Below are 20518 nucleotides of genomic sequence, written 5' to 3'. Positions count from 1 at the left end.
ACCGCCTGTCCGGTTTCATCCACAGGCCAGGGGCGCCGTGATGCCCACGCCGCTCGCACCGCCGCCAGAAGACGCACAGGCCCGACGAATGGCGCTGTACTCGGTGCTGGGCCAGGTCCCCAGCGGCAAGGTGGTGAGCTACGGCCAACTGGCCGAGCTGGCCGGCCTTGGCCGCGCGGCGCGCTGGGTTGGGCGCACCTTGGGGCAACTGCCTGGCGACACCCGCCTGCCCTGGCACCGCGTGCTCGGCGCCGGTGGCCGGCTGAGCCTGGCCCTGGGCACCCCCTCGGGCGACGAACAGCGCGCCCGCCTGCGCGCAGAAGGCGTGAATGTGGCCAATAATCGTGTGGATATGGCGCGCCATGGCTGGCGCCCGATGGAGCACAGCGGTTAGAGTGCGCGCTTTGTTTTCGCAAACCTTGAGGCAGATGTTGGCCCATGCCCCGTAAAACCTGGCGCGCTGCGCTCGCTGCCTATGCCAGCCCGTCAACCCTGGTGCTTTTGCTGCTCGGATTCGCCGCCGGCATGCCGTACATGCTGGTGTTCTCGACCCTCTCGGTGTGGCTGCGCGAGGCGGGTGTCGCGCGTGAAACCATCGGTTATGCCAGCCTGATCGGCCTGGCCTACGCCTTCAAGTGGGTGTGGTCGCCGCTGCTCGACCAGTGGCGCCTGCCGCTGCTGGGCGGCATGGGCCGGCGCCGCTCCTGGTTGCTGCTGTCGCAAGTGCTGGTGGTACTCGGGCTGATCGGCATGGGCTTCTGCGACCCGCAAAAGCACCTGTCGTGGCTGATCGCCCTGGCGGTGCTGGTGGCCTTCGCCTCGGCCACCCAGGATATCGCCGTCGACGCCTACCGCCTGGAGATCGCCGACGATCAGCGCCAGGCCGCCCTGGCCGCCAGCTACATGGCCGGTTACCGGGTCGCCGCCCTGCTCGCCACAGCCGGTGCGCTGTTCTTTGCCGAATGGTTCGGTTCCACCGGTTTCAGCTACCTGCATGAAGCCTGGACCGGCACCTACGTGCTGTTTGGCGTGTTGATGCTGCCCGCCGTGTTCACCACCCTGGTGATGCGCGAACCGCCGGTGCCCCTGCGCACCCAATTGTCGGCCGCCCGCTACGGGCTGACGCACCAGCTGGCCTCGGTGTTCGTGCTGATCATCCTGCTGGTGTCGGTACCGGCCAGCTTCACCCAGATGTTCAACACCGACTGGGCCAGCGTGGTCTTCGGCGACGCGACCATGCTCGACCTGCTGCTCGAGGATCGCGCCTTCCTGCGCCTGATCCTCTACGTGCTGCTGACCTGGGCCTGCCTGTCGTCCCTGGGCCGTCGCGGCCTGGCGCCGGTGCTCACGCCGGTCAACGACTTCATCATGCGCTACCGCTGGCAGGCCCTGCTGCTGCTCGGGCTGATCGCCACCTACCGGATGTCCGACACGGTGATGGGGGTGATGGCCAACGTGTTCTACATCGACATGGGCTTCACCAAGGACCAGATCGCCAGCGTCAGCAAGATCTTCGGCCTGATCATGACCCTGGTCGGCGCCGGCGCCGGCGGCCTGCTGATCGTGCGCTTCGGCATCCTGCCGATCCTGTTCATCGGCGGCGCGGCCTCGGCGGCCACCAACATCCTGTTCCTGATGCTGGCCGACATGGGGCCGAACCTGGAAATGCTGGTGGTGACCATTTCGCTGGACAACTTCAGCTCAGGCCTGGCCACCTCGGCGTTCGTCGCCTACCTGTCGAGCCTCACCAACCTGAAGTTCTCGGCCACCCAATACGCCCTGCTCAGCTCGATCATGCTGCTGTTGCCGCGCCTGATCGGCGGCTACTCAGGGGTGATGGTGGAGAAATTCGGCTATCACGATTTCTTCCTGATCACCGCCCTGCTGGGCGTGCCGACGCTGATCCTGATCGCCCTGCACTGGCGCCAGGAGGCCGGCCGGGGAAAGCCGGTGCCGGTGGAGAGCCCGGCGGCTGAAACCCATTAAGCCATCGCCGACCTCATCGCGGGGCAAGCCCGCTGCCACGCACACCTCCTGTGGACGCTGCGTGGCAGCGGGCTTGCCCCGCGTTGCATTCAGCCTGTAACCACCCCTTCCCCGGAACGACCACCCACCACGAACCACAGCGGCAACAGCGCCAGCGCCCCTGCCACACCTGCGGCGACGGCAAAGTGCAGCAGGCTCGCGCCTGCGCCCAGCATCGCCAGCACCACGCCACCCAGCCCCAGCAGCGCGATGGTGATCATGCCCAGCATGGCCGATACCAGGCCCTTGCTCTGCTCGCTGGAGAACAGCGTCATGCGGTACAGCACGGCGTTGGCCACGCCCAGGCCCAGGGCATACAGCGACATGCCCGCCACCACGCTGGTCACCGACGACCAGCACCAGGTGGCCAGAACCATCAGCCCCAGCCCTGCCAGGTATGGCAGCAACGCGCCGCGTACCAGCGCCGGCAATGGATAGCGATCGGCGATGCGGTTGATGATCAGGTTGCCGAGGATCAGCCCGGCGAATACCGGCAACTGCCACAACGCGTAGTCCATTGTGCTCAGGCCTTCGTCGTGGATCAGCAGCACCGGCGACAGGCCGATCCAGCCGATCAGCGGCAGCCCCACCAGCCCCAGTGCCGCGCTGCCGGCAACGAAACGCCGGTTACCCAGCAACTGGGCATAGCCGGCCAGCAGTGGCATCAGCTGAATCGGCGTGAACGGCAGGCGCGAGCCATCGCGGCGCTCCACGCCGAGGGTCTCCGGCATCAGGCGGTACAGCAGCACCCAGCACAGCACCGCGCCCAGGGCGAAGGCGACGAACAGCCAGCGCCAGTCCAGCCATTGCAGCATCAGGGTCCCCACCAGCGGGCCGAGCAACGGCGACAGCAGCGCGATATTGGCCAGCAGGGCCATCATGCGCACGGCGTCGGCCTCGCTGAAGGCTTCGTTGAGCGCCGGGTAGCTGACCGTGACCACGAAGCCCAGGCCGATGCCTTGCAGCAGGCGCAGCAGGTTGAACAGGCCGATGTCCTGGACCCAGAACGTCGCCAGGCAGGCCAGGCCGAAGAACAGGCAACCCACCAGCAACATCGGGCGCCGGCCGTAACGATCGGCCAGGGGGCCGATCAGCCATTGCAGCACCACGCCACCGAGCAGGTACAGGTTCAGTGCGTGGGGGATGTATTCGGGGCTGGCCTGCAGGTCACCGACCACCACCGGCATGGCGGGCATCACGGCGTCACTGGCCAGGTAGGTCAGCAGTTCGAACAGCGCCAGGGTCAAGCCGAACAGCAAGGCGCGCAGAGGGGTGATATACAACAGAGGTTTCATGGCGGGCATCAGGTATTGAGGGCGGGGTCAGGCTATATGCCAGATTTGGCAGTGCCTGTGCTGTGAACAAGTGTAAGGGCAGGAAAAGCAACATGGGGTAAGCCCATCCCCACAAGGTTGTAGGAACAGACTTACCCCACGTTGAACAGCGAGGGTGAAGGCGCGGCTTACTGCACCGCGTTCTCCTGCACCACGCGGATGACCCGCTGCGGGAACGGAATGTCGATGCCTTCGGCCTTGAGCCGGTCACGGGCATGCTCGTTGAGCATGAACAGCACGTCCCAGTAGTCGGCGGTCTTGGTCCAGATACGCAGCGACACGGTGATCGAGCTGTCACCCAGGGTCGAGATCACCGCCTGCGGCGCCGGGTCCTGCAGCACCCGCGGGTCTTGCGCCAGCTCCAGCAGCACGTTGCGCGCCTTCTGCAAGTCGGCCTCGTAGTCCACCCCCACGTCGAACACCACCTTGCGCGTCGGCTGGCGGTTGGTGTTGGTGACAATCCCGTTGGACAGGCTGCCGTTGGGGATGATCACGGTCTTGTTGTCACCGGTACGCAGCACGGTGTGGAAGATCTGGATGCTGTCCACGGTGCCGGACACCCCTTGGGCCTCGATCCAGTCGCCGACACGGAACGGGCGGAACATCATGATCAGCACGCCCCCCGCGAAGTTGCCCAGGCTACCTTGCAAGGCCATGCCCACGGCCAAGGTGGCGGCACCGATAGCAGCCACGAACGAGGTGGTCTCGATGCCGATCATCGATGCCACGCTGACCACCAGCAGCACCTTGAACACGATGTTGGCAAAGGTGCTGAGGAAATCCTGCAGCCCAGCATCGGCACGCAAGCCGATCAGCTTGCCCAACCGGGCACTGAGCTTGTTGATGATCCACCAGCCGATGGCCAGTGTCAGCAGCGCCAGCAACAGGCGGCTGCCGTATTCCATGATCATTGGAATCCAGGTTTGCGATTGGCGGACCAGCTGATCGACTTCAGCGTTCAAATCCATGTTCATCTCCTGATGCCGAACGGCAAGTGCACAGTGAAGCAGGCCGCTGAAACCTCAGCGGCCACGGGACCTGATGGACATCAGTAGGCCATCAAGGTTCCAACGCCAGGCTCAGTCGCGGAAGTTGTTGAACTGCAGCGGCATGTCGAATTCCTTGGTGCGCAGCAGGGCAATGGCTTCCTGCAGGTCGTCGCGCTTCTTGCCGGTCACGCGCACCTGCTCGCCCTGGATGGCGGCCTGGACCTTGAGCTTGCCATCCTTGATGGTGGCGACGATCTTCTTGGCCAGGTCCTTGTCGATACCCTCGCGGAACTTGGCTTCCTGCTTCTTTTCCTTGCCCGAGGCGTAGGGGTCCTTGGTTTCCAGGCACTTGACGTCGATCTTGCGCTTGACCAGCGCCAGGCGCAGGATTTCCAGCATCGCCTCGAGCTGGAACTCCTCCTCGGCGGTCAGCAGCACGGTCTGCTCCTTGTCCTTGAACTCGAAGGTGCCCTTGCCCTTCAAGTCGTAACGGCGGTCGAGGTCCTTGATGGCGTTGTCGACGGCGTTCTGCACTTCGTGCTTGTCCAGTTCCGATACCACGTCGAACGAAGGCATGGTTGATCTCCAGAAAAAAAAGCGCGCTCGGCCTGAAGATGGAGCGCGTCGGGTTTGATGGTTAAAATGCGGACTCATTATAACGGGTTGCGAAACGCAGATGAGCAGCACCTGGCATATTCTCGGCGCCGGTAGCCTCGGCAGCCTCTGGGCCTGCCGGCTGGCCCGCGCCGGCAAACCGGTACGTCTGATCCTGCGCGATCAGCAGCGCCTGGCCGCCTACCAGCGCGGCGGCGGGCTGACCCTGGTCGAGCACGACGGCCAGCGCCACTATGCGATCCCTGCCGAGACCGCCAGTGCCCCCGGCCCGATCCACCGCCTGCTGGTGGCCTGCAAGGCCTACGATGCCGCCCCCGCCGTGGCGCAGCTGGCGCCGCGCCTGGCCCAGGGCGGCGAACTGGTGCTGTTGCAAAACGGCCTGGGCAGCCAGGATGAAGTCGCCGAACAGGTGCCCCACGCCCGTTGCGTGTTCGCCTCCAGCACCGAAGGCGCCTTCCGCGAGGGCGACTGGCAGGTGCGCTTCGCCGGCCACGGCTTCAATTGGCTGGGCGACCCAGGCAACCCCAGCGTGCCGTACTGGTTCGACGAGCTGCTCGATGCCGGCATCCCCGGCCAATGGACACCGGACATCGCCACCCGGTTGTGGCGCAAACTGGCGCTGAACTGCGCGATCAACCCGCTGACCGTCCTTCACGGCTGCCACAACGGCGGCTTGCTCGGCCACCTGGGCGAGGTCGACCAACTGTGCGACGAGCTTGCCGGCCTGCTGCGACGTTGCGGCCAGCCCGAGGCTGCCGAGGGCCTGCACGAAGAAGTGCAACGGGTGATCGTCGCCACCGCGGCCAACTACTCTTCGATGTACCAGGACGTCCGCCATGGCCGGCGCACCGAGGTCCACTACCTGCTCGGCCATGCCTGCCGCAGTGCCGCCCGCCATGGCGCCGCGGTGCCACAGCTGGAACGCCTGCTGCGGCGCCTGGTCGATAACCTCGAGGCGCGCGGCCTGCGCAGCGACTGACGCCCCCATCCACCGATTATGGACACGCCCTGACCCATGACCCTGCGCCAACGCCTGGAAAACCTCCCGGTCGGGCAAAAGCTGCTGGCGGCCCTGCTGGTGCTGCTGGTGACCATCCTGCTGGTGGCCAACCTGGCGTTCATCAGCGCCGCCTACTGGATCACCCAGGAGAGCATGGCGCCCCAGGCCCTGCAGACCATCGGCAAGCTGGTGGCCAACCCGCAACTCTCGGCCCGCGCCGGCGACTCGCCAGACACCGCCACGGCGCTGCTCAAGGAGCTCGACAGCTACACGCCGTTGCGCGCCGCGGCCATCTACGGCGGCGACGGGCGCCTGCTGGCGCAGTTGCAGCACGGCGAGGCGCTGACCCTGCCCAAGCGTTTTCGCAACATCGACGGCTGGCGCCTCATGGAGTTTCGCAGCACCCAGCTGATCCGCCTGCCACGCAACGCCAACCCGCCCGCGCACCTGCTGCTGGTGGCCAGCAGCGAGCTGCCCACCGCGTTCTATACCGGCACGCTGTCGGCCAGCCTGGCGATCCTGGTGTTCAGCGTGCTGCTGTGGCTGGTCATCGCCCGGCAGATCAAGCGCCTGATCACCCTGCCGATCAACAACCTCGAGGAGTTGTCGCGCCAGGTCACCCGCGAGGAGAGCTACGCGCTGCGCGCCCAGCGCGGCAACGACGACGAAATCGGCAGCCTGGCCGAGGCGTTCAACACCATGCTGTCGCGCATCGAGGCCCGTGAGCAGCAGCTCAAGCGCACCCGTGACGAATTCCAGGACGCCTACGACCAGGCCCAGGGCCTGGCCGAGGAAACCCGCCATACCAACCGCAAGCTGGAGCTGGAAGTCCAGGTGCGCAGCAAGATCGAGAAAAAGCTCACCGGTTTCCAGAACTACCTCAACAGCATCATCGACTCGATGCCTTCGGCGCTGATCGCCCTCGACGAACAGCTTTACGTCACCCAGTGGAACCACGAGGCCACGGTGCTCTCCGGGACCCCGCTGGACGAAGCGCTGAACCAGCCGATCTTCCTCGCCTTCGAGCCGCTCAAGCCGTTCCTGCCGCAACTCAAGGAAAGCGTGGAGAAGCACCGGGTCGCCAAGATCGAGCGCGTCACCTGGCCCAAGGGCGAAGACCTGCGCCACTACGCGCTGACCTTCTACCCGCTGATGGGCGGTGGCGGACGCGGGGTGGTGATCCGTATCGACGACATCACCCAGCGCCTGTCGCTGGAAGAAATGATGGTGCAGTCGGAGAAGATGCTCTCGGTCGGCGGCCTGGCCGCCGGCATGGCCCATGAGATCAACAACCCGCTGGGGGCGATCCTGCACAACGTGCAGAACATCCGCCGACGCCTTTCGCCAGACCTGCCACGCAACCAGGAACAGGCCAGCGAGCTGGGCATCGACCTGCCGATGGTCAACCGCTACCTGGACAGCCGCGACGTGCCACAACTGCTCGATGGCATCCAGCAGGCCGGCGCCAGGGCGGCGAAGATCGTCACCCACATGCTCAGTTTCAGCCGCCGCAGCAATCGCCAGCTGGCACCGTGCGAGCTGCCGGCACTGATCGACCAGGCGGTGGAGATCGCCGGCAACGACTTCGACCTGGCCATCGGCTTCGATTTCAAGGGCCAGGCCATCGTCCGCCAGTTCGACCCACAGCTGGGGCCGGTGCCCTGCACCGCCAACGAACTCGAGCAGGTGCTGCTGAACCTGCTGAAGAACGCCGCCCAGGCCATCCACCAGCGCCCGCAACCCAGCGAGCCGGGGCGCATCACCTTGCGTACCCGGCTGAGCCCGCCCTGGGCGGAGATTCAGGTCGAGGATAACGGCGTCGGCATGCCCGAGACGGTGCGCAAACGCACCTTCGAGCCGTTCTTCACCACCAAGGAGATCGGCCAGGGCACCGGCCTGGGCCTGTCGGTGTCGTACTTCATCATCACCAACAACCACAAGGGGCAGATGGAGGTACAGTCCACCCCGGGCCAGGGCACCTGCTTCACCCTGCGCCTGCCCCTGAACCAGGCCCAACCGGCCCCCTTGAACACGGAGACATGACATGGGCTATCGCCTGTCGAAGATCTATACCCGCACCGGCGACAAAGGTGAAACCGGCCTGGGCGATGGGCGCCGGGTGCCCAAGGACCATCCACGAATCGAAGCGATTGGCGAGGTGGATAGCCTCAACAGTCAACTGGGTCTGCTATTGGCCGGTTTGGCCGAGCAGGGGCTGGATGAGGTGAGCGCGGTGCTTGCGCCGTGCCAGCATCGCTTGTTCGACCTCGGTGGCGAGTTGGCGATGCCGAGCTACCAGGCATTGAACCTGGCCGAGGTCGAGCGGCTGGAGGCAGCCATCGATGTGTGGAACGAGGAGTTGGGGCCGCTGAAGAACTTCATCCTGCCCAGTGGCTCGGCGTTGGTGGCCCAGGCACATGTATGCCGGAGCCTGGCGCGCAGTGCGGAACGGCGGTGTCAGCAGTTGAATGCGCAGGAGCCGCTGGAGGGAGTGGGGTTGGCGTATATCAACCGGCTTTCGGATTTGCTGTTTGTCGCAGCGCGTCTCATCGGGCGGCGACAGGGGATTGCAGAGGTTTTGTGGCAGCCGAGCGAAAAGCCTGACGTTCAAATCAAATAGCGAAATATCCTACGAGCTTTTAGGACGTTCGAAGGAAGATACATCGCTACACCAACCTTAATCTCCTTGTCTCACACAAGCGTTGCAGCCTTGAAAAGGTTGCAACGGGACAAGGAGCCCCGATGCCTCGATCAGCCATTTTCCCGCCTGTTCCCCCATTCGCCTGCCAGGGTGCTCGCTGGGGGGGATCGCATGCCGAATAGCACCTACGTTTCCGAAGCTACCTCTGCCCCCGCGTGCAGTGCTCGCATTCCTATTCTGCCGATTCGATACGCAGTAGTACCCAAGGCGCCCGGCGCACATCACTTCCGTTATGTCGACTCAGGCTTCAGGCTGGAACAAGGTTTCACTGAACTGCACCACAGCGCCTACACCCTTCGGGCCCTGCGCGAAGGCTACGTCTATGTCTTCATGAGAGGCCCCTGCGGCGAGAAGCTGGTCATTCATGAATACAACGGCGCAGGCCGCTACAAAGAACTCATGTACAACGGCCTTGAAGACTATCACCGCCGGGATCGCTATACCGTTGGTCCCACAACAGGCTGGGTCTGGGCAGATACCTATCAGGACACCGCCAGCGAAGTGTGGATCGGCTACAGCGCTCATTTGTGGAGCAATGCGATGTCCGCACGCATCATGGCATCGACTGCCATGCGCAAGCGCCACATGCAGGCGCTGAACATCGCCGAGCTGATTGCCGGTGAGCGCTCCAACTCCAGCCAGCTACACGTGTTGCCCGTCAGCGCTCTGAGAACCTGGGTCGAAGACTTCAAACCCGACGCTCTGCGCATGAAACTAGGCTGGAGCAGCCATCCATGCCCGGAAGCATTGAACACTGGCGCTCTGGCTGGCATGGCACGTCACTATCCCTACACCCAACCCAGAATTCCCGCCGTCGTCGCACTCCATGACGCCGAAGGCATCTCACTGGATCTTGGACTGTCGGCAAGTGCTTACCACCACGCTCTGCGTGACATTTCAGCGCCTGACCCACATCGAGCTTTATTCAGCGCGCCTTCGCAGACACAGGAACAGGTACCTGACTGTTATCACGTGGACGCTGAGCGCATCGGTAAGCAAAGCCAGGAATATCACCACAAGAGCATTGTGGCAGCATTGCTGGAAAAAACCCTGCAAACGCTATACCCGCCAAGTGCCCCAGATCTCGTTCAGGCCACAAGAGCGTGCGCAGCACGTGACAGACAATCAACTGGTTTGGCACGGTACAAGGCCCTGACCGACGAACACTGCTCACCGCTTGGCGCCCGCCTTGGCCAGCGTATCGACAGTGCCCGTTACCATGCATTCATCACCGAGCGCGAGACACAACAACAGGTAATAGCCAACTTGCAGATGCAGGCGCTGAACGCCAGCGCGGACCACGACATCTGGCTGGCCACCGCCGAAAATGATCAAGTGGACGACCCTAAATCACTGGCGGCTGCCCTCGCCAGCTACGACCGTGATCACTCTTCCAGTGCCTGTGGCCTGGAAATAAGCCTGGCACTGATGCTCGGCAGCATGAGCCAACCCGTCCCCGGCGCAGAAGAGCAGGATCAGCGGTTCAAGCGCCTGGAGAAATGGCTCGATCAACATGACAGCCCTCTGTACCTGGCTTTGGCACCGTTCAACCCTTTCAAGGATAAAGCCGATGCCGCCGGCACATTGATCGGGGCTTCCGACAGCACCATCGAAGTACTCGCAGGGCGCTTCCCTGCAATCGCCGACATCACGGACCTCACTGCCCAAGCGGTGAACACGGTCGTTCTCAAGCGGTTGGATGGCAAAACCCGTTGGGATGCCAGCCACTCTTTCCAGCAGCGAATCCTTGCAGCCGTGCAGGAAGCCAACGCCGAGAAGGCCGTAGGCCTGTTAAGCACGCGCTACAGAATTACCGGTCAAGCCATACGGGAAAGCAGTCTTAGCCAGGCAGTGACTGATTTTCTCGAGTCGGGCATGGCACAGATTGAAGAAACCAACAAGCTCCGTATCAGTGGCAGTCGAACAGTCACCCTGGAGTCAACCACGACGCAGTTTGTGAAGCCCAAGATAGCGTCAATACTTCGTTCGGTTACAGGAGCAGGGCTGAACGCGGGCATGCTCTGGTTGAACATTATCAATCTCAAGGTCGCCTACGCGAATGTGCAGAAAAGCTCGGCGCCGGAGTTTACGACGGGTTTTGCTTCTGCCATCTTTGGCGTGATTGGAGCGCTGAACGCGACGCTCATCACTACGCGGGCGGCACAGAAATCCATGACGATTAAACTCACTAACTCAGCGCCAGGCATGGCGTTTGGCAACGGGCTTATCAAGTTCTTAAGCAGCAACCTTTTTGCACGTTCCCTTGGGTATCCCGCAATAATATCTGGACTTCTTTCAGATTATCTAAAAGGAAAAAGACAATCAGATAATGGTGACGATGTTGCTCAGCGCCTTACCATCAACTCATCTATCAACATTGCCATTGGCTCAGCAATCATATTAGAGGGTAGCCTTGCTATCGCCGGCCCTACTCTCTTCATTCCATTCGGCGGTTGGGCCGCAGCAGCCGTAGTCCTGCTGGGCGCATCGATTTTGATGGTCGGATTGGCATTGCAGGCCAATGCATCCGAACGCTTGCACTCACCAATGGAGCTGTGGGCAGCACGCAGCATATTTGGAACGCGGTTGAACGATGGCGAGGAACGACCTGGCTTGCCTCTGGACGGGGCAAAAAAATTGCCGCATTTCTTGACATTGACTGACGAACTGAAAAGCTGGCACGCCGCCTATTACTCGCCCTTGCGAGTTACCGGTGACGATGCCCGGCAACTCGGTCTTGAAGGTCTTGGGACTCGTATCCACAACGATACAACCTGGGCATATCCGGACTGGGGTACGATTGTGCAATCCGGTGTAAGTCAATCCGTCAATCGAGGTGAAATCACCGTATTTCTCCGTGGGTTCGTCCTTGGTCAAAGTAGATGGTCCGCTGCCCTTTGCCATCAGAGTGGCTTGTCAGGTATTACCCGAGCCTTGCCGATACAAGCGACATGCCACCTAATTTCAGGCGGCCTTATTCTACATTTTAAAAGTGACCTGCCAGCAGGGGCAACACTCACCCTCGACTTAGAATACTTTCCCGGCCAAGGAGTCGTGGAAGACAGCTCGGCTCGAGCCCGGATATCGGTGAGCCCACACGAATGAACATCGCATGGATTTTTTCTCCCCATCAAAAGTCAAAAACCGCACCCTCCATTGGTGATCAGCGGGTGAGCATGAACAGTCGATATCTTTGCCTGCGAAACCCATGGATCTCAGACTCCATATTCATGGGTAAAATGTATTCTGCAACTACTTTCTTCCTGATAATATTTCAGACCGCCCTATGGAAAGACTCTCACCTATGGAGCAAAGAGCACTTTGACACATTTAACGTCATCACAATCGGAATCTCAATGTTTGTTATGACCCCATTTTTGTGGTATAGGATTTTCCTGATAAAGCGCCTGTCACACATTTATTTCGACTACAACTCAAAAGCTATAATCTATAAGCGAAACAAAAAAACAATCACTTTAGATTGGAATAAATGTGTCGGAGGCTTTCTTGAAAAATCCGAATTTGGAGGAAATTCATTCAGCATCAGCTACGCACTAGCGATTGCCCAGCGAACTGAACACGGAACCATCAAACCCAAAGACGCCATGTGGTTCCCGAGCAATGAGCCCAGCGAGTGCAATCCTCTGTATGCTCAGGAACTGTGGGAATATATCCGCCATTTCATGGCGCATGGCCACGAAACACTCCCTGCACCGAAAGAGCCAAACTGGTGGCACCTACCATTACATACAATTTTCCTGACACCTAAACAGGCGTGGCGCCACTACGCACCTTGGCGAACAGGCGAACCGGGGGAAATGCAGGGCAAAAAAAACTGGATGCTACCGTTTTGGTTCGTGCTGTTTCCTTATAACTTGTTTTCCGCGCTGTGTTGGTATGTGGTTTGCCGACTGTTCAACGTCAAGAGCCCACCTGCGCCAATTTGAATCACGCCCGCTGCTTCTGCCGGCAAGCAAAAGCCTGACTACCACCCCATCGGGCGGCAGTCAGGCTGACGACCTCATCAGGTCTCAGGCCAAAACGCCCGAATCCCGGCAACACCTTGTGCCCCGGCTGCCCAGGCCTTCTCCCGCTCACCCGGCCCGACTCCACCCAACAGGAATACCGGCTGCTTGAACTCAGCGATCAGGCGCTGCGCCTCATCCCAGCCCAACGGCAACGCCTCGGGATGCGTCTGGGTCGCCTGTACTGGCGACAGAGTGACGAAATCCACCCCCATCTGCTCGGCCAGCGCCAGCTCCTCGGCACTGTGGCAGGACGCCGCCAGCCAACGCGCCGTGGGGAACGGACGGCCCTTGGCCGCGTATTTGCGCAGTTGTGCCGAGGTCAGGTGCCAGCCCGCCGACGGGAAGTCGCCCAGCCACTCCAGCGGCCCCTTGAGCATCAGCTGCGCCTTGCCCGCGCACAGGCCCACCGCATCCACCGCCACATCGCGGTACTTGGGGTCGTACATGTCCGGCGCGCGCAACTGGATCAGGCGGATACCACTGGCCACGGCCTTCTGGATGCCCTTGAGCATCTGCGGCACTTCCAGCCCGTCCGGGGTGATCAGGTACTGATCGGGCAGGCGCGCGGCCGCGACGATCGGCGTGTTGGCCTCGGGGAACGCGTACTGGTCCAGCTCGCGCGGCGTCACCCAGGCCAGGGGCTGGCCCTCGGCGCCGTGCGGCTCGCCGCTGAAGGCGTGCACCTCGCGCACATCCAGCAGCACTTGCTTGTCCGGGTAGTCATGGCTGACCTTGATCAACGGCCGCGAACGGCTGACCTCGATGCCGAGCTCCTCGCGCAGCTCACGGGCCAGCGCCGCCTCGACACCCTCGCCCTGCTCCACCTTGCCACCGGGAAACTCCCACAGGCCACCCTGGTGCTGGGTGTCGGCACGCCGGGCGATCAGGATACGACCGTCGGCGCCGCGAATGACCGCAGCCACTACATGAATACGCTTCACCCTTCACGCTCCGCCAGGCCGGCCTGCTGCCATGCCTGGAAGGCCGGCCACTGGTAGATGGTCTCGATATAGGCCGCGGCCTCGGCCGGCACCTCGACCCGATAAGTGCGCAGGCGCACGGCCACTGGGGCGAAGAAGGCATCGGCCAAGGTCGGCCGGCCGAACAGGAACGGGCCACTGTCCTTGGCCGCCAAGCGACATTCGGACCACAGCGCGACGATGCGGTCGATGTCCACCTGCACGTCCAGTGGGACATGTTCCAAGGCTTCGTCGCGTGCAAGGTCGAACGGCATGGCACCGCGCAGGGCGAAGAAGCCGCTGTGCATCTGGGCACAGGCCGAACGCGCCTGGGCGCGGGCGGCGATGTCCTCAGGCCACAGGCGGGCCTCAGGGTGGCGTTCGTTGAGGTATTCGGCGATGGCCAGGGAGTCGGCGATCACGCCGTGCTCGCTCTTGAGCAGCGGCACCTTGCCGGTGGCGGAAAAGGCCAGCAGGCGCTGGCGGGTGTCGGGCTGGTTGAGTTTGACCAGGGTTTCTTCATAGCGCACGCCAGCCAGCTCAAGGGCCAGAGCGCCGCGTAGCGACCAGGAGGAATACAGCTTGTCGCCGATGATCAGGTGATAGCTCATGGTTCGGCTCCATGTTGCGGACAGTGTGCAGGAGTCGCGGGGCAAGCCTGCTCCCACGACAGTCGTGGGAGCAGGCTTGCCCCGCGATGAATCAGGTACGGTATTCGGCGTTGATCTTCACGTACTCGTGGGACAGGTCGGTGGTCCAGATGGTTTCGCTGCACTGGCCACGACCCAGTTCGATACGGATGGTGATCTCCTCCTGGGCCATCACCTTCGAACCCTGCTCCTCGGTGTAGCTCGGGCTGCGTCCGCCCTTGCTGGCGATGCAGACGCTGTCCAGGTACACATCGATCAGGCTGACATCCAGCGCTGGCACGCCGGCACGGCCGACCGCGGCGAGGATACGCCCCCAGTTCGGATCAGAGGCGAACAGCGCGGTCTTGATCAGCGGCGAATGGGCGACGGCGTAGCCGACGTCCAGGCATTCCTGGTGGTTGCCACCGCCGTTGACCTGCACGGTGACGAACTTGGTGGCACCTTCGCCGTCGCGGACGATGGCCTGGGCCACCTCCATGCACACCTCGAATACGGCTTTCTTCAGGGCCTCGAACAGCTCGCCACGCGCCTCGGTCACCTCCGGCACGTCAGCCTTGCCGGTGGCGATCAGCATGCAGCAGTCGTTGGTCGAGGTGTCGCCGTCGATGGTGATGCGGTTGAACGACTTGTTGGCGCCGTCGAGCATCAGGTCTTTCAGCACCTGGGGCGCGACCTTGGCGTCGGTGGCGATGTAGCCGAGCATGGTGGCCATGTTCGGGCGGATCATCCCCGCGCCCTTGCTGATGCCGGTGACGGTGATGGTCTTGCCGTCGAACTGGAACTGGCGGCTGGCGCCCTTGGGCAAGGTGTCGGTGGTCATGATGCCGGTGGCGGCTTCGGCCCAGTTGTGCTCGGACAGGTTGTCCAGGGCAGCCTGCAGCGCGCCTTCGATCTTCTCGACCGGCAGCGGCTCGCCGATTACGCCGGTGGAAAACGGCAGCACCGACTCAGCCGCTACCCCGGCCAGCTCGGCCAGCTTGGCACAGGTGCGCTCGGCGGCGGCCAGGCCCGGGGCGCCGGTGCCGGCGTTGGCATTGCCGGTGTTGGTCAGCAGGTAGCGCACGGTGCCCTGCACGCGTTGCTTGGAGAGGATCACCGGGGCTGCGCAGAAGGCGTTGAGGGTGAACACGCCAGCCACGCTGGAGCCTTCGGCGCAACGCATCACCACCACATCCTTGCGCCCAGGGCGCTTGATGCCCGCCGAGGCGATACCGAGTTCGAAACCGGGAACCGGGTGCAGGGTGGGCAGGGGACCAAGACCAACAGCCATTAGAGCGCTCCTAGATAAATCGGTTGATAGCAAAAAGCGGGGCCGCTTCGCGCCCCATCGCGACACAAGGCCGCTCCTACAGGCTTACTGCGATACCTGTAGGAGCGGCCTTGCCGAGGCGTCGGACCGGTCGGAAAGGGCCGCAAAGCGGCCCCCGGATATGTCACGTTACTGCAGGTGGTTCAGATCATTCAATCTGACCATGGCAATGCTTGAACTTCTTGCCCGAACCACACCAGCACGGCTCGTTGCGGCCCAGCTTCATGTCGTTGCGTACAGGGGCCGAGGCAACGGCGACTTCGGCGCCCTCTTCAGCCAACTGCTCGCCTTCCAGGCCAGGCGCAGCGGCGTGCTGGAACTGCATGCGGCTGGCCAGCTCCTCGGCCTCGCGGCGCAGACGGGCTTCTTCCTCGGCCGGATCTTCGCGGCGTACCTGCACGTGCGACAGCACACGGATGGTGTCGCGCTTGATCGATTCCAGCAGCTCCTGGAACAGGGTGAACGACTCGCGCTTGTACTCCTGCTTCGGGTTCTTCTGCGCATAGCCGCGCAGGTGAATACCGTGGCGCAGGTGGTCCATGGTCGACAGGTGGTCTTTCCACAGGTCGTCCAGCACGCGCAGCAGGATCTGCTTCTCGAAGGTGCGCAGGGCGTCGAGGCCGGCCTGGTCTTCCTTCTCGTGGTAGGCGTCGGTGATTTCCTTGAGCAGCTTCTCGCGCAGGGTCTCCTCGTAGAGGTGATCGTCCTCGTCCAGCCACTGCTGGATCGGCAGCTTGATGGCGAAGTCGCTGGACAGCGAGGCTTCCAGGCCCGCCACGTCCCACTGCTCGGGCAGCGACTGCGGCGGGATGTGCTGGCTGATGGTGGCATCGAGCACTTCCTGGCGGAACTCGGCGATGGTGTCGCCAATGTTCTCGGCGGCCAGCAGGCTGTTGCGCATGTGGTAGATCACCTTGCGCTGTTCGTTGGCCACGTCGTCGTATTCGAGCAGCTGCTTGCGGATGTCGAAGTTGCGGCCTTCGACCTTGCGCTGGGCCTTCTCGATGGCGTTGGTGACCATGCGATGCTCGATGGCCTCGCCGGATTGCATGCCCAGGGCCTTCATGAAGTTCTTCACCCGGTCGGAGGCGAAGATACGCATCAGGCTGTCTTCCAGCGACAGGTAGAAGCGGCTGGAGCCGGCGTCGCCCTGACGGCCGGCACGGCCACGCAGCTGGTTGTCGATACGGCGCGACTCGTGGCGCTCGGAGGCGATCACGTGCAGGCCGCCGGCCTCCAGCACCTGCTGGTGGCGCTTCTGCCAGTCGGCCTTGATCTGGGCGATCTGTTCGGCGCTGGGGTTGTCCAGGGCGGCGACTTCGGCCTCCCAGTTACCGCCCAGCAGGATGTCGGTACCGCGACCGGCCATGTTGGTGGCGATGGTCAGGGCGCCCGGCGCACCGGCTTGCGCGATGATCTCGGCTTCCTTCTCGTGGTACTTGGCGTTAAGGACCTTGTGGTCGATACCTTCCTTCTTGAGCAGGTTGGACATGTGCTCGGAGGTTTCGATGGTCGCGGTACCCACCAGCACCGGACGGCCCTGGGTCATGCTTTGCTTGATGTCGGCGATGATCGCGGCGTACTTCTCGTCGGCGGTCAGGTACACCAGGTCGTTGAAGTCCTTGCGCGCCAGCGGCTTGTTCGGCGGGATCACCATCACGTTGAGGGCGTAGATCGACTGGAACTCGAACGCCTCGGTGTCGGCGGTACCGGTCATGCCGGACAGCTTGGTGTACAGGCGGAAGTAGTTCTGGAAGGTGGTCGAGGCCAGGGTCTGGCTCTCGGCCTGGATGTTCAGGTTTTCCTTGGCCTCGATGGCCTGGTGCAGGCCTTCGGACAGGCGCCGGCCCGGCATGGTGCGGCCGGTGTGCTCGTCGATCAGGAGGATCTGGCCTTCCTGGACGATGTACTCGATGTTGCGGTGGAACAGCTTGTGCGCGCGCAGGCCGGCGTAGACGTGGGTCAGCAGGCCCAGGTTGTGCGCCGAGTACAGGCTCTCGCCCTCGGCCAGCAGGCCGGACTGGGTGAGCATGTCCTCGATGAACTGGTGACCGGCTTCGTTGAGCTCGACCTGGCGGCTCTTCTCGTCGATGGTGTAGTGGCCCTCTTGGGTCACCTGGCCTTCGACTTCCTCGATGTGCTGGGTCAGGCGCGGGATCAGGCGGTTGATCTCGATGTACAGCTTGGAGCTGTCCTCGGCCTGGCCGGAGATGATCAGCGGGGTACGCGCCTCGTCGATGAGGATCGAGTCGACTTCGTCGATCACCGCGAAGTTCAGCTCACGCTGGAACTTCTCGTCCTGGCTGAAGGCCATGTTGTCGCGCAGGTAGTCGAAACCGAATTCGTTGTTGGTGCCGTAGGTGATGTCGGCGGCGTAGGCAGCGCGCTTTTCTTCAGGCGGCTGGAAGGCCGAGACGATACCCACGGTGAGGCCGAGGAACTCGTACAGCGGGCGCATCCAGTTGGCGTCACGGCGGGCCAGGTAGTCGTTGACCGTGACCACGTGCACGCCTTTGCCGGACAGCGCGTTGAGGTAGACGGCCAGGGTACCGACCAAGGTCTTGCCTTCACCGGTGCGCATTTCTGCGATCATGCCTTCGTGCAAGGTCATGCCGCCGATCAGCTGGACATCGAAGTGACGCATGCCCATCACGCGCTTGCCGGCCTCACGGGCCACGGCGAAGGCTTCAGGCAGCAGCTGGTCGAGGGTCTCGCCTTTGGCCAGGCGCTCTTTGAACTCTGCGGTCTTGCCCCGCAGTTGCTCGTCAGAGAGGGCCACCATTTTCTCTTCGAAGGCGTTGACGGCGCTCACCGTCTTGAGCATGCGCTTGATTTCACGCTCGTTCTTGCTTCCAAAAAGTTTCTTTAACAAAGGCGCAAACATATCGGCAGGATCTTCCACACGTAGGGATGGAGGGCGGCCCCGTGAAGTCGCCCGTGCAGCCCATAGGCCGCATGCGAACGAGCATTCTACCCGGAAACGATGGTGAGGAAAGTGGTGGATTTCCACGATGCTGGCACAGCGCTTTTTGGGGGCCTGACTAACATAGGGGCTTTTTTCGCAAGTTCAAGGTGCGCGGACATGAAACGTATCGCGAATGACTTGCATCAAGATCCCCCCCTCGCCGACCGACCTGGGCCCAGCGCACGATCAATGCCCAACTGTTAAACTGTCGAACTAGCAACCTGCCGCGTACCCCCATGGCCTACAAACCCACCCCCGCCCGCCCCCCCGCCGCCTTGCTGCGCCAGGCTCGTCCACTGCGCCTGCTGCTGAACCAGGCCGAGCGCCTGGAGCATTTGCAGCGCCTGCTGGAAAGCCAGCTGCAACCGGCGGCGCGCGAGCACTGCCATGTGGCCTCGTGGAAAGAAGGCACCTTGTTGCTGGTGGTGACCGATGGCCATTGGGCCACGCGCCTGCGCTACCAGCAGAAACGCCTGCAGCGCCAGCTGCTGGCGCTGGAAGCCTTCGCCAACCTTACGCGTATCCTGTTCAAGGTGCAGCCGCCGCTGGTGCCGGCCAAGCGCGAAGGCCAAGGGCCGGAATTGTCGGAAAACGCCGCCCAGAGCATTCGCGGCTCGGCCGAGGGCATCAGCGACCCGAAGCTGCGCGCAGCCCTGGAACGCCTGGCTGCGCATGCGCAGGGCAAGAACTGAAGGCCCAGAACATCATTCTGTAGGAGCGGCCTTGTGTCGCGAACGGGCCGCAAGGCGGCCCCGGCGATTTCTGGAAAAACACTGAAATCCTGGGGCCGCTTTGCGGCCCTTTCGCGACACAAGGCCGCTCCTACAGGGATCGCGCAAAGCTAAAGAGTGATGGACGATCTGTGGACATAAAAAAGGCCACCCGAAGGTGGCCTCAATGAACTAGAGAGTGTTCGAACTTACACGGCCGCGACAGGGCGCATGTACGAGATCGGTGCCGTGCTGGCATCTTCGAAAGTCACCACTTCCCAGGCATCGGTTTCGGCGATCAGCTTGCGCAGCAGCTGGTTGTTCAGCGCGTGGCCGGACTTGTAGCCCTTGAACTCGCCGATCAGGCTGTTGCCCAGCAGGTAGAGGTCGCCGATGGCATCGAGGATCTTGTGCTTGACGAATTCGTCTTCGGAACGAAGGCCGTCTTCGTTGAGCACGCCGGTCTCGTCGACCACGATGGCGTTCTCGACGCTGCCGCCAAGCGCAAGGTTGTGCTTGCGCAGGTACTCGATGTCACGCATGAACCCGAAGGTCCGGGCGCGGCTGACTTCCTTCACGAACGAGGTGCTCGAGAAGTCGACCGAGGCGCTCTGGGTCTGGCCCTTGAGAACCGGGTGATCGAAGTCGATCTCGAAGCTCACCTTGAACCCGTCGAACGGCAGGAAGGTAGCGCGCTTGTCGCCCTCCTCCACTGTCACTTCGCGCAGGATGCGGATGAACTTCTTCGGTGCGTCCTGCTCTTCCAGGCCGGCCGATTGAATCAGGAATACGAAGGGTCCGGCGCTGCCATCCATGATCGGCACTTCCGAGGCGGAGAGCTCGACGTAGGCGTTATCGATGCCCAGGCCCGCCATGGCGGAGAGCAGGTGCTCGACCGTATCGACTTTGACGTCACCGTTGACCAATGTCGTGGACATGGTGGTCTCACCGACGTTGGCCGCGCGCGCCGGGATTTCGACCACAGGGTCGAGGTCGGCGCGACGGAAGACGATGCCGGTGTCGACAGGCGCAGGCTTGAGGGTCAGGTAGACCTTCTCCCCGGAGTGCAGGCCGACACCTGTGGCACGGATGGTATTCTTCAGGGTGCGTTGTCTAATCATGGCATTGGCCGCTTCAGCGCAAATTGCGAACAGGTATCAACAAAGGCTGGGGATGATAACAGACCCGGCCTTTGCTGAACACCAATCACCCTTATACCCCTGATAAATTCCA

16 protein-coding genes are annotated in these 20518 nt (G+C 62.5%); 8 read left to right on the top strand and 8 right to left on the bottom strand.

Annotation, left to right across the window (positions count from 1 at the left end; translation table 11 throughout):
• Window positions 1–40 precede the first annotated feature (40 nt).
• On the top strand, window positions 41–394 hold the full coding sequence (locus KSS95_RS07825) for an MGMT family protein (RefSeq protein ID WP_217853044.1): 354 nt from the start codon (window positions 41–43) through the stop codon (window positions 392–394).
• Between the two features lie 44 nt (window positions 395–438).
• Complete coding sequence (locus KSS95_RS07820; protein WP_217853042.1) at window positions 439–1986, top strand: AmpG family muropeptide MFS transporter; 1548 nt, start codon at window positions 439–441, stop codon at window positions 1984–1986.
• An 89-nt stretch (window positions 1987–2075) separates the two neighbouring features.
• Here the strand turns inward: KSS95_RS07820 and KSS95_RS07815 are convergent, their stop codons facing one another.
• The 3 genes from KSS95_RS07815 to KSS95_RS07805 form a co-directional block, all read right to left on the bottom strand.
• Window positions 2076–3320 carry an MFS transporter gene (locus KSS95_RS07815; RefSeq protein ID WP_217853040.1) on the bottom strand — a complete coding sequence of 415 codons (1245 nt, stop codon included), beginning with the start codon at window positions 3318–3320 and terminating at the stop codon, window positions 2076–2078.
• 167 nt (window positions 3321–3487) lie between these two features.
• Complete coding sequence (locus KSS95_RS07810) at window positions 3488–4327, bottom strand: mechanosensitive ion channel family protein (RefSeq protein WP_217853038.1); 840 nt, start codon at window positions 4325–4327, stop codon at window positions 3488–3490.
• Window positions 4328–4438: 111 nt separating this feature from the next.
• Window positions 4439–4924: a YajQ family cyclic di-GMP-binding protein gene (locus KSS95_RS07805; protein WP_011535522.1), complete on the bottom strand. Its 486-nt coding sequence runs from the start codon at window positions 4922–4924 to the stop codon at window positions 4439–4441.
• Between the two features lie 100 nt (window positions 4925–5024).
• On the opposite strand from KSS95_RS07805, the gene KSS95_RS07800 reads away from it, so the two are divergent.
• The 5 genes from KSS95_RS07800 to KSS95_RS07780 all read left to right on the top strand — a co-directional run bounded on the left by KSS95_RS07800 (window position 5025) and on the right by KSS95_RS07780 (window position 12611).
• Entirely contained in the window at window positions 5025–5942 is a 918-nt protein-coding gene (locus tag KSS95_RS07800; RefSeq protein ID WP_217853036.1) for a putative 2-dehydropantoate 2-reductase, read from the top strand.
• A 36-nt stretch (window positions 5943–5978) separates the two neighbouring features.
• A complete protein-coding gene (locus KSS95_RS07795; RefSeq protein ID WP_217853034.1) occupies window positions 5979–8006 on the top strand; it encodes a sensor histidine kinase in 2028 nt (675 codons plus the stop codon).
• 1 nt (window position 8007) lies between these two features.
• On the top strand, window positions 8008–8583 hold the full coding sequence (locus KSS95_RS07790) for a cob(I)yrinic acid a,c-diamide adenosyltransferase (RefSeq protein ID WP_217853032.1): 576 nt from the start codon (window positions 8008–8010) through the stop codon (window positions 8581–8583).
• A gap of 192 nt (window positions 8584–8775) precedes the next feature.
• The gene (locus KSS95_RS07785; protein WP_217853030.1) at window positions 8776–11769 is read left to right on the top strand and encodes a T6SS effector BTH_I2691 family protein; all 2994 of its coding nucleotides are present in this window, start codon (window positions 8776–8778) and stop codon (window positions 11767–11769) included.
• Window positions 11766–12611 carry a hypothetical protein gene (locus tag KSS95_RS07780; RefSeq protein ID WP_217853028.1) on the top strand — a complete coding sequence of 282 codons (846 nt, stop codon included), beginning with the start codon at window positions 11766–11768 and terminating at the stop codon, window positions 12609–12611. Before KSS95_RS07785 ends, KSS95_RS07780 begins: the two co-directional genes overlap by 4 nt.
• 77 nt (window positions 12612–12688) lie before the next feature.
• On the opposite strand, the gene KSS95_RS07775 is transcribed toward KSS95_RS07780, so the two are convergent.
• From KSS95_RS07775 to secA, 4 genes are all read right to left on the bottom strand, one after another.
• Window positions 12689–13633 (bottom strand): Nudix family hydrolase, encoded by a 945-nt coding sequence (locus KSS95_RS07775; protein WP_217853026.1) that lies wholly within the window; start codon window positions 13631–13633, stop codon window positions 12689–12691.
• The gene (locus KSS95_RS07770) at window positions 13630–14262 is read right to left on the bottom strand and encodes a glutathione S-transferase family protein (protein ID WP_217853024.1); all 633 of its coding nucleotides are present in this window, start codon (window positions 14260–14262) and stop codon (window positions 13630–13632) included. Before KSS95_RS07770 ends, KSS95_RS07775 begins: the two co-directional genes overlap by 4 nt.
• Window positions 14263–14353: 91 nt before the next feature.
• Window positions 14354–15571, bottom strand: a complete 1218-nt coding sequence (gene argJ / locus KSS95_RS07765; RefSeq protein ID WP_217853022.1) for a bifunctional glutamate N-acetyltransferase/amino-acid acetyltransferase ArgJ — start codon at window positions 15569–15571, stop codon at window positions 14354–14356.
• A 187-nt stretch (window positions 15572–15758) separates the two neighbouring features.
• On the bottom strand, window positions 15759–18494 hold the full coding sequence (secA, locus tag KSS95_RS07760) for a preprotein translocase subunit SecA (protein WP_217853020.1): 2736 nt from the start codon (window positions 18492–18494) through the stop codon (window positions 15759–15761).
• Window positions 18495–18811: 317 nt separating this feature from the next.
• On the opposite strand from secA, the gene KSS95_RS07755 reads away from it, so the two are divergent.
• Entirely contained in the window at window positions 18812–19267 is a 456-nt protein-coding gene (locus tag KSS95_RS07755; protein ID WP_217853018.1) for a DUF721 domain-containing protein, read from the top strand.
• 227 nt (window positions 19268–19494) lie between these two features.
• Here KSS95_RS07755 and lpxC read toward each other — a convergent pair whose 3' ends face one another.
• Window positions 19495–20406, bottom strand: coding sequence for a UDP-3-O-acyl-N-acetylglucosamine deacetylase (gene lpxC, locus KSS95_RS07750; RefSeq protein WP_217853016.1), 912 nt, complete (start codon window positions 20404–20406; stop codon window positions 19495–19497).
• Between the last annotated feature and the right edge of the window lie 112 nt (window positions 20407–20518).

The sequence above is a fragment of the Pseudomonas muyukensis genome (assembly GCF_019139535.1).
GTDB classification, from domain to species: Bacteria; Pseudomonadota; Gammaproteobacteria; order Pseudomonadales; family Pseudomonadaceae; genus Aquipseudomonas; species Aquipseudomonas muyukensis.
Note: the sequence above shows the minus strand (reverse complement) of the source record. Positions and strands in the feature narration are given on the sequence as shown.

What these genes read in the sequence shown, in the direction of transcription:
- KSS95_RS07825 (WP_217853044.1), top strand. Translation starts at nt 41, where the DNA reads ATGCCCACGCCGCTCGCACCGCCGCCAGAAGACGCACAGGCCCGACGA.
- KSS95_RS07820 (WP_217853042.1), top strand. Translation starts at nt 439, where the DNA reads ATGCCCCGTAAAACCTGGCGCGCTGCGCTCGCTGCCTATGCCAGCCCG.
- KSS95_RS07815 (WP_217853040.1), bottom strand. Translation starts at nt 3,320, where the DNA reads ATGAAACCTCTGTTGTATATCACCCCTCTGCGCGCCTTGCTGTTCGGC.
- KSS95_RS07810 (WP_217853038.1), bottom strand. Translation starts at nt 4,327, where the DNA reads ATGGATTTGAACGCTGAAGTCGATCAGCTGGTCCGCCAATCGCAAACC.
- KSS95_RS07805 (WP_011535522.1), bottom strand. Translation starts at nt 4,924, where the DNA reads ATGCCTTCGTTCGACGTGGTATCGGAACTGGACAAGCACGAAGTGCAG.
- KSS95_RS07800 (WP_217853036.1), top strand. Translation starts at nt 5,025, where the DNA reads ATGAGCAGCACCTGGCATATTCTCGGCGCCGGTAGCCTCGGCAGCCTC.
- KSS95_RS07795 (WP_217853034.1), top strand. Translation starts at nt 5,979, where the DNA reads ATGACCCTGCGCCAACGCCTGGAAAACCTCCCGGTCGGGCAAAAGCTG.
- KSS95_RS07790 (WP_217853032.1), top strand. Translation starts at nt 8,008, where the DNA reads ATGGGCTATCGCCTGTCGAAGATCTATACCCGCACCGGCGACAAAGGT.
- KSS95_RS07785 (WP_217853030.1), top strand. Translation starts at nt 8,776, where the DNA reads ATGCCGAATAGCACCTACGTTTCCGAAGCTACCTCTGCCCCCGCGTGC.
- KSS95_RS07780 (WP_217853028.1), top strand. Translation starts at nt 11,766, where the DNA reads ATGAACATCGCATGGATTTTTTCTCCCCATCAAAAGTCAAAAACCGCA.
- KSS95_RS07770 (WP_217853024.1), bottom strand. Translation starts at nt 14,262, where the DNA reads ATGAGCTATCACCTGATCATCGGCGACAAGCTGTATTCCTCCTGGTCG.
- argJ (WP_217853022.1), bottom strand. Translation starts at nt 15,571, where the DNA reads ATGGCTGTTGGTCTTGGTCCCCTGCCCACCCTGCACCCGGTTCCCGGT.
- secA (WP_217853020.1), bottom strand. Translation starts at nt 18,494, where the DNA reads ATGTTTGCGCCTTTGTTAAAGAAACTTTTTGGAAGCAAGAACGAGCGT.
- KSS95_RS07755 (WP_217853018.1), top strand. Translation starts at nt 18,812, where the DNA reads ATGGCCTACAAACCCACCCCCGCCCGCCCCCCCGCCGCCTTGCTGCGC.
- lpxC (WP_217853016.1), bottom strand. Translation starts at nt 20,406, where the DNA reads ATGATTAGACAACGCACCCTGAAGAATACCATCCGTGCCACAGGTGTC.